The 13,428-nt window shown below is 48.8% G+C and carries 11 protein-coding genes; 7 read left to right on the forward strand and 4 right to left on the reverse strand.

Features of this window, described 5'->3' with window-relative positions; all coding sequences use genetic code 11:
* The first annotated feature begins 220 nt into the window (after window positions 1-220).
* Window positions 221-1,150, forward strand: a complete 930-nt coding sequence (locus GSF01_RS28425) for a hypothetical protein (protein ID WP_159888636.1) — start codon at window positions 221-223, stop codon at window positions 1,148-1,150.
* 96 nt (window positions 1,151-1,246) lie between these two features.
* Window positions 1,247-2,314: an FG-GAP repeat domain-containing protein gene (locus tag GSF01_RS28430; protein ID WP_159888637.1), complete on the forward strand. Its 1,068-nt coding sequence runs from the start codon at window positions 1,247-1,249 to the stop codon at window positions 2,312-2,314.
* Between the two features lie 184 nt (window positions 2,315-2,498).
* Here GSF01_RS28430 and GSF01_RS28435 read toward each other — a convergent pair whose 3' ends face one another.
* From GSF01_RS28435 to GSF01_RS28445, 3 genes are all read right to left on the reverse strand, one after another.
* Window positions 2,499-3,083 (reverse strand): GNAT family N-acetyltransferase, encoded by a 585-nt coding sequence (locus GSF01_RS28435; protein WP_159888638.1) that lies wholly within the window; start codon window positions 3,081-3,083, stop codon window positions 2,499-2,501.
* 228 nt (window positions 3,084-3,311) lie between these two features.
* A complete protein-coding gene (locus GSF01_RS28440) occupies window positions 3,312-4,784 on the reverse strand; it encodes a hypothetical protein (protein ID WP_235941785.1) in 1,473 nt (490 codons plus the stop codon).
* 736 nt (window positions 4,785-5,520) lie between these two features.
* Window positions 5,521-6,810, reverse strand: coding sequence for a hypothetical protein (locus tag GSF01_RS28445; protein WP_159888639.1), 1,290 nt, complete (start codon window positions 6,808-6,810; stop codon window positions 5,521-5,523).
* Between the two features lie 123 nt (window positions 6,811-6,933).
* Between GSF01_RS28445 and GSF01_RS28450 the strand changes: the two genes are divergently transcribed.
* Window positions 6,934-7,725 (forward strand): AraC family transcriptional regulator, encoded by a 792-nt coding sequence (locus GSF01_RS28450; RefSeq protein ID WP_159888640.1) that lies wholly within the window; start codon window positions 6,934-6,936, stop codon window positions 7,723-7,725.
* Window positions 7,726-7,967: 242 nt separating this feature from the next.
* Here GSF01_RS28450 and GSF01_RS28455 read toward each other — a convergent pair whose 3' ends face one another.
* Complete coding sequence (locus GSF01_RS28455; protein ID WP_159888641.1) at window positions 7,968-8,798, reverse strand: undecaprenyl-diphosphate phosphatase; 831 nt, start codon at window positions 8,796-8,798, stop codon at window positions 7,968-7,970.
* 341 nt (window positions 8,799-9,139) lie between these two features.
* Between GSF01_RS28455 and GSF01_RS28460 the strand changes: the two genes are divergently transcribed.
* The 4 genes from GSF01_RS28460 (at window position 9,140) to GSF01_RS28475 (ending at window position 13,307) form a co-directional block, all read left to right on the forward strand.
* Window positions 9,140-11,323, forward strand: a complete 2,184-nt coding sequence (locus tag GSF01_RS28460; protein WP_159888642.1) for a hypothetical protein — start codon at window positions 9,140-9,142, stop codon at window positions 11,321-11,323.
* Window positions 11,324-11,344: 21 nt separating this feature from the next.
* A complete protein-coding gene (locus GSF01_RS28465) occupies window positions 11,345-11,728 on the forward strand; it encodes a hypothetical protein (protein WP_159888643.1) in 384 nt (127 codons plus the stop codon).
* A 61-nt stretch (window positions 11,729-11,789) separates the two neighbouring features.
* Complete coding sequence (locus GSF01_RS28470) at window positions 11,790-12,464, forward strand: hypothetical protein (protein ID WP_159888644.1); 675 nt, start codon at window positions 11,790-11,792, stop codon at window positions 12,462-12,464.
* Window positions 12,465-12,485: 21 nt separating this feature from the next.
* On the forward strand, window positions 12,486-13,307 hold the full coding sequence (locus GSF01_RS28475) for a hypothetical protein (protein ID WP_159888645.1): 822 nt from the start codon (window positions 12,486-12,488) through the stop codon (window positions 13,305-13,307).
* Window positions 13,308-13,428: the final 121 nt, after the last annotated feature.

Consider the following 13,428-nt stretch of genomic DNA (forward strand, 5'->3'; position numbering starts at 1 on the left):
GCTCCTCCCGGAGGACCTCCAGCACAACCTTTGTTTTAAACTCTGAGGTATATCGGTTCCGTTTTTCCATGCTCTTATTATAACTTATTTTTTTCCCTCCTGTGTCTCAACCTATGGGAGCATTATAGTTAATCATGAGTGGTCGCTGCAAAGCCTTGAATTTACAACGCTTCCTCAAACGAAATACATACTGCTGCGCATAGTCGCGGATAATGGGGCAATGGGTGATGGCTATGTGGACTATGTTCAATTGATTAAAGGCATGAATTTACCTGAAGTGCGCGCATCTTTTGAAACAAAAGAAGTACCTTGGACAGGAGTTTCGCCGACATCGGCTTTTTTTACACAAACGAATACGGTAAAAGAAGGTCAGAGAAGCATCCAGTTCCATAGCGAAACTCCAACGGTAGCAACCGCTGATTTTGGACGCCTTGAAGTAACCGGAAATACAACGTATACGTTAAGTGCCTGGATAATCAATAAAACGACGGCAGGATATTTTTATATTGACTGGTTGGAGTATAACGAAGAGGGAATTCAAATCTATGACGGAGGTACCCTTTACACGCCAGTTAATCATGAGTGGTCGCTGCAAAGCCTTGAATTTACAACACTTCCTCAAACGAAATACATACTGCTGCGCATAGTCGCGGATAATGGGGCAATGGGTGATGGCTATGTGGACTATGTTTCATTGATTAAAGGCATGAATTTACCTGAAGTGCGTGCATCATTTGAAACAAAAGAAGTACCTTGGACAGGAGTTTCGCCGACATCGGCTTTTTTTACACAAACGAATACGGTAAAAGAAGGTCAGAGAAGTATCCAGTTCCATAGTGAGACTCCAACGGTAGCAACTGCTAACTTAGGACGTATTGTAGTAACCGGAGATACGACGTATACGTTAAGTGCCTGGATGATCAATAAAACGACGGCAGGGAACTTCACTATTGATTGGTTGGAGTATAACGAAGAGGGAGTCCAAATCTATGACGGAGGTACTCTTTACACGCCAGTTAACCCTGAGTGGTCGCTACAAAGCCTTGAATTTACAACCCTGCCTTGGACGAAATACATTGAACTGCGTATAGTGGCCGATTACGGAGCAACGGGTGATGGTTATGTGGATGATGTAAGGCTTTCAAAGTAAATTGACCATGTCTTAGGATAAGCAGGCCGTAATCGCCTGAGATTTCATGAAATAGGGATGAACTCATATTAAATATGCTATAAGAGGAGTATTTTAATGACAACGAAACTGAGACACTACTCTATTTGCATATTAGTCTTTTTGCTAGGAAACTACTTTTATACGACGACATACGCTTTTGCAAATAATGAGTTTATCTATGATTTATCTGATCGGTTAAAGTATATACGTACAGCCTCCAACCAAATAATATTTTACAAATACGACGTGAATGGAAATTTATTATCCCGAGAGATGGCAAAGATGCTCTTGGATGATGTGAATGGTGATGGGAAAGCGGATGCCATAGTCTACCATAACGGGGAATGGTGGGTATCGCTGTCAGATGGGGATAGCTTTGGCACACACATGAAATGGGGAGAAGGAAGTATTGCTGGTTCGCAGGCCCAACTGCTGGGTGATGTGAACGGTGATGGCAAAGCGGATGCAATAATTTATTACAAGGGGAAATGGAATGTATCGCTATCTGAGGGGACTCAATTTAGCGCACATCAATTATGGGTGGCAGGACATGGAGCAGGTTCTCAAGCACAAATGCTAGGTGATGTGAACGGGGATGGCAAAGCAGATGCAATAATCTATTACGACGGGGAATGGTGGGTATCCCTATCAAATGGAAATGGATTTGATGCATACCAAAAATGGGCTGAAGGACATGGAACAGGTTCCCAAGCACAAATGCTAGGCGATGTGAATGGTGATGGCAAGGCAGATGCAATCATTTATTACGATGGGGAATGGTGGGTATCGTTATCAAATGGAAATGGGTTTAATGCATACCAGAAATGGGTGGAAGGACACGGTGCAGGTTCTCAAGCACAAATGCTAGGTGATGTGAACGGTGATGGCAAGGCAGATGCAATTATCTATTACGACGGGGAATGGTGGGTATCGTTATCAAATGGAAATGGGTTTAAAGCATACCAGAAATGGGTGGAAGGACATGGTGCAGGTTCTCAAGCACAAATGCTAGGCGATGTGAATGGCGATGGCAAAGCAGATGCAATCATTTATTACGATGGGGAATGGTGGGTATCGCTCTCAAATGGAAATGGATTTGATGCATATAGAAAATGGGCAGATGGCCATGGTACAAGTCTGTAATAAATTCAATAGAGTTCCCAAATTTTATAGCTTGAGGGAGCGGCCAGTTCTGAGAGGCGAAATGCTGCTTCAACTATCCGTGTTTTTTCGGACCGGGTCGGTCAACACTTGCGTGGATTTGCGTCCTTTCCCCCTCGGGGGAAAGGACTGTAAAAGAATATACTAGCTAACCGAGCCTGCCCCGCTAAAACTCAGTGCCGCGGACCTTGGCGAATATCATCGTATCCCGCAGCGTTCCGTCGACAGCGATGCTGTTGCGCCGCAGCGTGGCCTCTAGCGGATAACCCGCCCGTTCGGCGACCCGGGCGCTCCGCGTATTCCGGCTGTCGCAGTGGATCTCGATACGGTTCGCGTTCAGCTCCCGGATAGCGAATTGCTCGATTGCGACGACGGCTTCCGTCATATAACCGCGGCCGACGCAGCTGGAGCGGAGCCAGTAGCCGATTTCGAACCTGCGGGAGGCCCAATCGATCCGATGAAGACCGCTGCAGCCGATCAGCTTGCCCGTATCCTTGGCCACCAGCAGCAGCCTCAGATCGGATCGTTCGAGGAAGCGGATCCGCGCCCGCCTGATGTCCTCCTCCGAGGCGGCAAGGCTGGGGGCGCTTTGAGCCCAAGGCATCCATGGACGCAGCTCCTCCAAGCTTTCAATCACCGCTTCGTTCACCATACCGCCGTCCCCCCACAAGGGAGCCCGGACCAGCAGCCGGCTGCTCTTGAATGCTTCGGGGATAGGGAGCAAGATCGGTTTCGATTCTTCCGTACTCATACGCGAACCACCCGCCTCTGGATCAAGTTTTCGTAAGAGTAACACAGGCGGTAGACTCCGTTCAACCCCTCAACCCGTATCTTCCTTCCTCCACTTCTGAAGCATGCTCACGAATGAGACACACCGATCATCCTGGGCAACTGTGGATGCCGGGCGAACCAAATAGCCGCCGGACACCCTGTACCTCATCCAAGGCGGCAGTTGTCCAGCGGCTATTTATCCGAGTTCTTACTTGTGTTCGCCGAGCAAATAATGATAGAAGGGCTCATCCACCCAGAAATGGTAGGAGTTCACTTTGACGCCCGGCTTGATTTTCTTCAGCCCTTCCGTAATCTCCTTCGCATCCTCCGTAAGCGAGAAGGACTGCGCATAATAATGGCCTTGATCGATCCGGTTATTGGCGATCTCGATATAGTCCGGCTGCTTCCGCAGGGAGTAGTACAGCGGCTGCCACCAGGAGCCGGCGATCAGCCCAGGCTCGTCCTCGCTGTCTTTTTTGGCATATGCCGTAATGACGCGGTTGAAGTGGTCTTTTTGCTCTAGGGTATCAAATTCGAAAGCCAGATCATATTCCTTGGCATAAGCGATATAGTTGCCATTCTCGATCTGAACGACCTTGTAGTCGTCCGACTGCTGAGGCTCGCCCCATTCCTTCAAATAAAGGAAGGCTGACGTCTTCGGCTCCAACTGCACCTTGGCCTGCAGGTTCTCGCTGCGCAGCAGCCCGATCAGCTGAATGGCGTGCGTCAGGTCGCTGTGACCGTACGTCAGCGCCCGGGATTCGTCGAAGTGAGCGGTGTAGCGGTCATCCTTCAGATTGTAGCCGGTCACCAGCCCCTGCTTCAGCGCTTCGTCTACAATCGCCTGCAGCTCGGGCACTTGAATGAGATTATGCGTATCAAAGGCGGCGTGTACCTTCGAGAAAATATCGGCATCGTCCGAATATCCGATATACCGCTTGGATTCGCCGCGAATGGACAGCAACCGCTCCAGCAGCTCCTCTGCAAATGCGCCCGTAGCCGGAGCGCTCGGCTGGAAGGCAGCTTGCTGCGCCGGGGCCAGCAGACCCGTATCGGCAGCAGCGGCCAACTCCTGCGCAGCCTGCCGGGTCAGCCCGTATGCTTCGCTATCCGCTATGCCGAGTCTGGCGAGCGCAGCATGCGCTTTGGCTTCAGGGTACGTGTAAGCCAGCTCCTTCAAGCCGGCTGCCTTGAGAGCGATGTAGACGGCTGTGCCCTGAGTCAATGCGGCTTGGCCCTGCAGCGCTCCGCTGCTGAGGATGCCTTGGCCATGCAAAGCGGCGGCAGCCTCATATAGTGGGTCGTCGGCCGCCACATCCGTAAACGGATTGGTCGCTGCCAGCTCGGCAGGCTGTGCCGAACCGGTCTGGAGCAGCTTGGCAACGGCGGTCACGAACTCGCCTTTGGACGGCGAAGCCGCCAGCTGGAGTTCGAAGCGTTCCTGCAGGTATTGTCCGCTTGTTGAGACGGCAGATGCGGAGGGTGATTGAGCTGCCGTCGGAACCGTTACTACTGCTAAGGCTGTTTCAGTCCGCCCAGCTTCGAGGTCTTGCGCATAAGCAGCGAACCCGGGACCGCCGGAAGCCAGTAATAGGGCGGCTAGGGTTAACACCTTCCAGCCTGCGGGTCTGCGGGTTGCTGTGGTTGCCTTCAGTGGGTGGGCTTCAGATGATATAATCATAATAATCCTCCTATGTATATAATTCCGACTGTAATAGTTGGTTATAGACTAGAATCATACCTTCTCTTGAGGAGTCTGTCAATGCATGCTCAGTTTCTTGCGGATTTGTCGAGGCTGTCGATTCATTGTGGACGGCAGCGGAGTTAAGTAAAGGCTGATCGTAACGGACACCACAGTCGCTATTTCACAAAAATGAGGCCTGTTCAAATTGTAACGGACACAGACGACCTTACTTACGTAAAAACCGCATGGAATGGGCGGAAATGCACCAAATAGCGTCATCTGAGTCCGTTAGATTTTCAATATCGCGAAAATGCTGCAAATAGAGACGCTGAGGTCCGTTAACGAAAGCAGAACGTTTCAACTCAGTTACTCACAATGAATCGACAACCTCTTGTCGTCTCCTAGGTTCAAAATACCGGTCCGGGGGTTCGAAAGAAATCAAGCTGCAATCAGCAAGTCAGCTGCATAAAATCGTCGCCGCCGAGATGAAGAGGTATAGTATAATAGGGAGCAGCTCAATTTTTGTTCTTACTCTTCCTGGAAACGTGCTTTTGAGCCCTTGTAAGCGTATGCATAACAGCAGACCGCCGTAAGCCGCCTGCCGCTCATCGCAAAATGTATGGAGTAGGCAAGGGGTCGGGGCCGGGACGGATCGAACCGACCCAGCCCGGCCTCCGATCAAGAGCGGAACCGCAACAGCCAAGCGAGACGCTACATGCGCTGCGCAGCTGCTTTAATAATTCCCGGCGAAGGGGCTTCGCGGCTCTGCTTGGCCTGCGGCCACCTCGCTCATGTAGCGGGTTCGTTTCTCCCAGGTGAGATCGGCCGCAGCGGTCGCTTGGGCGACATCTCCCTTGTACAAGCCTTCGACCGCCCACTTCCTGCCAAAGCCGGCATGAACGACCTCGTCCGCCCAATCAAAATCCTGGAAGGTAGTCATCAGCGGGTCCTTGGCAATATCGCGTGCAAATTCCCATTCCTCCCGCTTGCCGGGCGGATATTTCATGGCGGCCTGCTCGATAGCCAGCGTTAGATGAACGTAGGCCTCATCGAGTCCGAATAAATGTTTACTCATATCGTAAAAGCCCACCCAATTGGGAGCTTCATAGATGTCGTAGCCCCGATTGCGCAGAGCGGCCTCCCCGAACCAGGCGTGGCGCACCTCGTCCCACAGATGGCGGGAAGCATCCAGATAGAAGGCCCAAGGCTTGCCGGTTGAAGCGAAGATTATATGCGCGACCGCCTCGGCTGGAGACATTTCGAAATAACGGGAATACATCATCATCTTAAAGCGTCCTTCATGGCTGTCTTCAAACTCCATATCTTTGAATTTGACAATGGAGCTGCGGAATCGTTCGTCGCGTGCCGAACGCTCCGGAGCAGAATACGGAGTCGTCGGGAATTCCACTCGGTCTTCCGCAAGCGCTATGCGCTGGAGCCTGCCATCGGCTCCGCCTGCTGCGTTTAGAAGCTCAGCCAGATCCTGCTTCCAGTCGGCCAGGGACGTCAACTCTTCCTTGGTGGCTCGCACGGATAAGGCGGCGATAGCTTCCCGTCCCCAGGCGAGCTGTTCCTCGCGGTCCAGCAGCTGGTGGCGCAGCATATGTACGGTTGGTTGATCGACTAGAGGCTGGGTTTCCTCCAGAAAGCGGCGGATTGCCTCGACCTGAGCCGGTTTGATGACCTCGAACAGAGCAACCAGCAGGTGAAGGGTGCTTCCGGCATCCAGCGTTTTGCCCAGCAAACGGTCCAGCAGCGGCTCCGGGCATTTATCGAAGGCCGATACGCTCATGCGCAGCTGCTTGCAGCGGTTTCTCAGCTGGTCATGATGAACGGAGTCGGTCCAGGCAAGGTTGGCCAGGGCCCCCTTAATCTCGTACTCGGCGCAGCCGAGCATTCGTCCCGCCGCGATATGCATCGTTTGTCTATCAATATAACCGATATGATGCAGTCTCTGGGCGGCTTCCGCCACGGATATTCCGATTTTGTCCCAGTCGGCAATGTTCATGAATGGATGCAGCATATCATACCTCCGCAACATTGTATTGGAATAGGTGTATACCTGTATGTTAGCGCCCGCCTACCCGAGATACCATACACGCAACCGCGAAAGGTTTATACAATTTGGCTCATAGGAGGATGAAGGATGCTGCAGCTGAACGCCGCGCTATTGGAGCCTCTGCCCTATTACGGCAAAGTATTTTGCGAGAAAGCCTGGAGATGGGATACCGTAGGAAGGCCGTTTGAAAATTACGATCTTTGGTATGTCTGGAGCGGGGAGGGGGAGCTGAGCCTGAACGGCAGACGGCGTTCGATCTCCAAGGGCTGCTGCTACCTATTCCGTCCGGGAGATGAGACGGAAGCAAGACACGACGTTCGTAATCCCATCACGGTGACGTTCATCCATTTCCACATGCCGGCTTTCACAGCCGCCCAATTGTCTCCATTCCGGGTGGTCCGCGATATTGCGACCTTCGAGGCCTACTTATCCTTATATGTCCGCAGGCTGCTGGCTGCGCCTTCCGAGAGGGAAGAGCCGGGCCTGCTGCTGTACTTGCTGCTGCTGCAGCTTTACCGGGAGGAAGCCTCCGGCAAGCAGGCTTTGCATGGCGAGGGCGAGGGATGGCCGACGCTCATGCAGGAAACAGCCGCCTATGTCAGACAGTTCCCCAGCATCCCGCACACCCCGCAGAAGCTGGCTGAGCGCGCAAGGCTTTCGCCGCGGTATTTCTCCAGAAGATTTAAAGAAACGATGGGCCAGACGGTGGAATCCTATATTATCAGCGCGCGGATCGAGCGTGCGGAGCATCTGCTTAGATTCAACGGCATGAATGTCAGTGAGGTGGCGGAGGCTCTGGGATATAACAATATTCACTATTTCAGCCGCCAGTTTAAGCAGTATCGGGGCTTCAGCCCTTCCCGGTTGAGGGAGAGGTAGAGGCCAGCACTTAGCAGCAGGGGCTTCTGCTCAAACGAATTACCGGGAGCGCTGGGAGCGGACGGATAGGTGGAAGGTATATTCCTAAGCGAGCCTTGGCATTCAGACCGGGGGGAGTTAAGGCAGGCGATGCAAGGTTGCGACATGCTTAAATGGATATGTGAATGAGAGGTTGCACAGGACGGGAAACGGGCTGTTCACGGCCGGAGTACCCGTCCTTTTTCGTATTCTGCCGACGCGAGCTAGAAATATAGCCAGTAAATTACCGCCGCCAGCGCAATCCGGTAGAGGGCAAACGGCGCAAGCTTGACGCGATGGATCAGCTTGAGGAAGAAACGGATCGAGATCAACGCAAACACAAAGGCGCTGATGAAGCCAACGACAAAGAAGGGCAAGGCATCTTGTGTCATATAGGACCAGTTCTTCAACAGAGACAAGAAGCTCGCCCCCATCATCACCGGCACCGCCATAATGAAGGTGAAGTCCGCCGCCGCCTTATGGCTCAGGCCGAGCAGCACGCCCCCCGAGATCGTAGACCCCGAACGGGAAAATCCCGGCCACATCGCGAGGCATTGGAATAATCCCATCCCCAGCGCCTGCTTGTACGTCAGTTGATCGACCGTCTCAGCCGCAACCCGCTGGGGCCGAAAGTGATCAGCCAGCAGCATCAGCACCGCCCCGAGCAGCAGGCCCATGATGACTGTTCGCACAGAAAACAGATGCTCATCGATAAAGTCCTCGAACAGCAGCCCGAGCACCCCGAAGGGGACAAGCCCCAAGATCACCTGAGCCAGCTTCAGTCGATCGCCGGGCTTGTGGTCGGCTGTATTCTGCCGCTGAAGTCCGAGCAGATTCAAGAAGCGGTCTCTGAACACGACAACTACCGCCAGAATCGATCCCAGCTGTATGACAACCTTAAATGTGTTGGCGACAGGAGCGGAGAACAGGTTCTTCGATTGAAACACTAGGTCGTCCACAATAATCATATGCCCGGTCGATGAGATCGGGGCGAACTCCGTCATGCCTTCAATAAAGCCTAAAACAAGGGCTACGAATAGTTCCCATAGGTTCATGGACTGGATCATCCTTTCTGAGGGGGGAGGGGAATGGGGGCGATAAACAGAGCTTGTTTTAGTGTATGAGAAGTGGGGGGAGGAGATGCTTGGGTCAGAAATAAGAACACAAGCTAAAGATATCTATATTATCAAGGGTTCTACATAGTTCGACACTATATGTCAATGAAATTTGTCGGTTTATATGGCTATATTATACATGGACAAGCTTTAATAATAACCTCTTATGGGAGGATCTTTAAGTTAATTGAAGATGCTGGTGTTACCGTGCGTAGCTTTGTCATTATGCGCAACCCCCCGTTGGATTTGGTAAATGAGTAAATGATGAGGAAGTGAAAACGATGAAAACAATATATCGGATGGTTACATGGTGTTTTCTACCGATACTACTTATCCTATTGTTTGCCAAGCAAGTATCTGCTACTGAAGGTAATTTGCTTGTAAACTCAGATTTTGAGAGCTACACGGGAACCAATGGAATAGCAAACGGCTGGGAAATAGAGAACTGGCAGGCGAATGCCTCGTCGTTTGAAGTGCAGGCGATACCAGAAGGATCCGGAATTCAGAAAGTAAGCGGCTCGGGTATCGGAGCCAATGGCTATGTATCAGTTAACCAGACCGTACTAATGGAGGCAAACAAGCCATATACGGTTCGTTCTCAAATCAAGGTAGAGAGCCTGTCGAATGCAAAGGTACAGATGTACGTGGATTTTATAGGAAGTACAGGAGTTATAGGAGTCAATGTCACAGATCAGTTAGTATCGACAAGAGGATATCTAACATTAACGAACAGTGGAGAAACCCCGGCGGGAACTATTGCAGCGAAGGTTTATTTACTTATCCGTTCTACAGGTGCAGGGGGCGCCGGGGTCGTATATGTAGATTCTCTTCAGTTAGAATATGGTCATTCATCAAATCAATTGCTTAATCCATATTTTAAGAAGTACACGGGAACTAATGGAATAGCGAATGGCTGGGAAATAGAGAACTGGCAGGCGAATGCCTCGTCGTTTGAAGTGCAGGCGACACAGGGAGGATCCAGAATTCAGAAAATAAGCGGTTCGGGTATCGGGGCCAATGGCTATGTATCAGTTAACCAGACCGTACTGATGGAGGCAAACAAGCCATATACGGTTCGTTCTCAGATCAAGGTAGAAAGCCTATCGAATGCAAAGGTGCAGATGTACGTGGATTTTATAGGAAGTACAGGAGTTATAGGAGTTAATGTCACAGATCAGTTGGTGCCGACAAGAGGATATCTAACATTAACAAACAGTGGAGAAACCCCGGCGGGAACTATTGCAGCGAAGGTTTATTTACTTATCCGCTCTACAGGTGCAGAAGGCGCCGGGGTCGTATACGTAGATTCTCTTCAGTTAGAATATGGCCATTCATCAAATCTATTGATTAATCCATATTTTAAGAATTACACGGGAAACAATGGCATAGCGAACGGATGGGAAATAGAGAACTGGCAGGCGAATGCCTCGTCCTTTGATGTGCAGGCGACACCAGAAGGATCCGGAATTCAGAAAGTAAGCGGTTCGGGTATCGGGGCCAATGGCTATGTATCAGTTAACCAGACCGTACTAATGGAGGCAAACAAGCCGTATACGGTTCGTTCTCAGATCAAGGTAGAAAGCCTATCGAATGCAAAGGTACAGATGTATGTGGATTTTATAGGAAGTACAGGAGTTATAGGAGTTAATGTCACAGATCAGTTAGCGCCAACGGGAGGATATCTTACATTAACAAACAGTGGAGAAACCCCGGCGGGAACTATTGCAGCAAAGGTTTATTTACTTATCCGCTCTACAGGTGCAGAAGGGGCCGGGGTGTTGTACATAAACTCTGCTCAATTGGAATATGGGGCGTTGAAAAGTCTGTTGTTTAATTCAAGTTTTGAAGAACCCTTTATTGAGGGAAGTGGCGCATGGAGCCTCTTTCAAGACCCTAATGATAGTATGAAGTTGATCTCATCGGCTGAAGATGACCAAGTAGGGCGCACCCGATATCACTATGATCGCTCAGGAAGATTATTGACCTCACGCTTGCTCAATCAAAACATGATACAGCATGTTGGTTATAAATACGATGCAAACGGAAATATACAGAAAAAAATAGTCATACCAGGAACATTGGTAAGCAATCCAGTATATGACGGTAAAAAATCATTATTAGTTTCAGCATGGTGGATCAAAAATATGGATTTCAAAGGAATAGCCCAAAATGTCAAGATTGAACCTAATAAATTACTGAAATTTCAAGCAGCCATTAATATTGAGAGTCTGCATCATACGAAAGTCCAGCTCTATATCGACTTTTATAATATAAACGGGCAAATTATTGATACTGCTATGACGGAACTGACACAAACAACCGGAGGTAATTACAGTGTGCTTGCTAGCGAGAAAATGACTCCGAGTGATGCATCTTTCGCTCGAGTGTATATTCTGCTCAGAGCTGTTCAGGAAGATGGGGCAGGCATCATTTATGTTGATGATGTGAGGCTAACCTATCAATAAAAGGAAGGGCCGATTCAGAGAATGGCTATTAAATCAAAGACAATAAGTCTGCTTGTTGTCATACTTCTGATTTCGAGCTTGGTTTTTTCCTCCATAGCAGAGGCAAGCTCGGTGTACTTCTATGATGCAGCAGGTCGATTGAAGTATGTAAAGGAAACTCAAGATGTGGTTGAGTTTAGTTATGATACAAATGGAAATTTAGTAGAGAAAAAATCTGAAAACCTTATTGTAAATGGGGATTTTGAGCTTTATTCACGAAATAATGGCCTAGCGGATGGCTGGGGCAACTGGGAGTCCGCTGGAGCGACAGCCCAGTATCAGATTGAAGAAACCGATGTAATCGCAGGGGCTCGTGCTCAGAAAATGTCCAGTAGCCAATTGAACGGGGGACTATTGCCCTACTAAAAAAGGAAATTGGCAGCGCTTTGAATACACGGGCAAACCCACTTCCAATATTGTTCGACTTTTGTTGTATCCAACGACAAATCAGATTCCCTCCACTACAGGATATATCCTTTATCGGAATATTGAATTTAAAAAGCTGGGAACTACAGTAAATCTTTTTCCACAACCTTTGGATGATGAGGGGTTCCAGGCGAGAGGGCAAGGGAAATTTGTCAGTAAGCACACCTATACCTATTCATATGATTATAGTCAGAACTTGCCATGGACGTGGCATGGCAGTGATCTTGCTGTGGACCCCAAGGAAGTGTATACGTTTCGTTTTGAGGCGTATGTTTCCCAACATGCTGATTTTCCCGTTACAGGTAGAACAATAATAGCCAAAGGTGAATATGGATTTCCCATTGATTTTTTTTACGATTTTGAGAAGAAAGGAAGCTGGCAACAGTTCGAGTATACAGGTAAACCAACGGCAAGTATTGTTCGATTGTTGTTGTATCCAACCACGGTCAGCTCTCCTGCAAATAATGGCTACATTTTATATCGCAACGTTGAATTCAAGAAACAGGGTGCTAAAGAATGGAATCCATATATGGATGTAAGTTCAGGCTTAACATATCAATATGATACAAGAGGAAGGGTTACTGAAATCTACCGAAAAAATAGCCCCATACCCATAACAAAATTCAAGCATGATTCTAATGGTAATTTAATTAATAAGCTGATGATTTATGAATAAAAATAGGAAGAGGATTACATAATGAAAACTATTAAATTATTCGTAATATTACTTTTACTTTTGCCCTCTCTATTACCTATACCAACAGCTGTAGCATCTCAAGATAGGGTACAAGCTATAGATTCAACTGATTCAAGTGGCGAGTATGTGACCCTAGAATGGCTAAGCAGTCATTACCATATCCCACAAACAGAATTGCTACAGGGGCTGAATAAGGGATATTCCTTAAAAGAGCTACAAAAAGCTTTGGAGTTGCGAACACTACATCCTCAGAAAAAGTTGGCTACGATTTTAGAGGAAATCAATCCTACACTAGAGGAACAACTTAGGTTAATGGATTTCGCGCCCAAACGTGAAGAGAACCAATCGCTTACTTTGGCATCGACTGTTCAATCAGAATTACCAGAGGGTGAATATGTTGATAAGAGAGCTACGAGGATTGTTTCGGATAGTTTTAATAGAGATCAAAATAATATTCATCCATCAGTACAGAACAACGTATACGGTGTCAGAGTGACCGATAGCGTATACGAGTCGGTGTATGGCACTCCCACGACATTTCGTAGTATGAACGTGGCATCTCAGACTATGTATCCCACTACCTATGACGAACTAGCAGTTAAGCGTCTCGATGTTAAGGTGAATGGAGCTCCATATTCTATAGGAGGGAGTGAGCGTGTATCCCCGATCAATGGAGCACTGCAGCTAGAGTATACAGATATGACATTGCCTGGTAGAAATGGGCTTTCGTTTTCGTTGACCCGGCGTTATAGCAGTTCTGACGCGATTTATTATAATAAGGATATTCTTACATATAATGTATTTTTAGTTAGTTATTCATGACCTATGCACCTCGAGGTAAACACTGGTAAATATCTGGTCTAGGTGTAACCCAAAGAAGCATGAGGTAGTGCTCAGGCCAAAATAATTCAATAAGTCTTGCAAACCTCCGTACATTTGTGTC

Origin of the sequence: Paenibacillus puerhi (genome assembly GCF_009846885.1) — a bacterium.
Classification (GTDB): domain Bacteria; phylum Bacillota; class Bacilli; order Paenibacillales; family NBRC-103111; genus Paenibacillus_G; species Paenibacillus_G puerhi.

Excerpts from the sequence above, each read along its gene's own strand:
- GSF01_RS28425 (WP_159888636.1), top strand. The coding sequence starts at position 221 with ATGGGTGATGGCTATGTGGACTATGTTCAATTGATTAAAGGCATGAAT.
- GSF01_RS28430 (WP_159888637.1), top strand. The coding sequence starts at position 1,247 with ATGACAACGAAACTGAGACACTACTCTATTTGCATATTAGTCTTTTTG.
- GSF01_RS28435 (WP_159888638.1), bottom strand. The coding sequence starts at position 3,083 with ATGAGTACGGAAGAATCGAAACCGATCTTGCTCCCTATCCCCGAAGCA.
- GSF01_RS28440 (WP_235941785.1), bottom strand. The coding sequence starts at position 4,784 with ATGATTATATCATCTGAAGCCCACCCACTGAAGGCAACCACAGCAACC.
- GSF01_RS28445 (WP_159888639.1), bottom strand. The coding sequence starts at position 6,810 with ATGCTGCATCCATTCATGAACATTGCCGACTGGGACAAAATCGGAATA.
- GSF01_RS28450 (WP_159888640.1), top strand. The coding sequence starts at position 6,934 with ATGCTGCAGCTGAACGCCGCGCTATTGGAGCCTCTGCCCTATTACGGC.
- GSF01_RS28455 (WP_159888641.1), bottom strand. The coding sequence starts at position 8,798 with ATGAACCTATGGGAACTATTCGTAGCCCTTGTTTTAGGCTTTATTGAA.
- GSF01_RS28460 (WP_159888642.1), top strand. The coding sequence starts at position 9,140 with ATGAAAACAATATATCGGATGGTTACATGGTGTTTTCTACCGATACTA.
- GSF01_RS28465 (WP_159888643.1), top strand. The coding sequence starts at position 11,345 with ATGGCTATTAAATCAAAGACAATAAGTCTGCTTGTTGTCATACTTCTG.
- GSF01_RS28475 (WP_159888645.1), top strand. The coding sequence starts at position 12,486 with ATGAAAACTATTAAATTATTCGTAATATTACTTTTACTTTTGCCCTCT.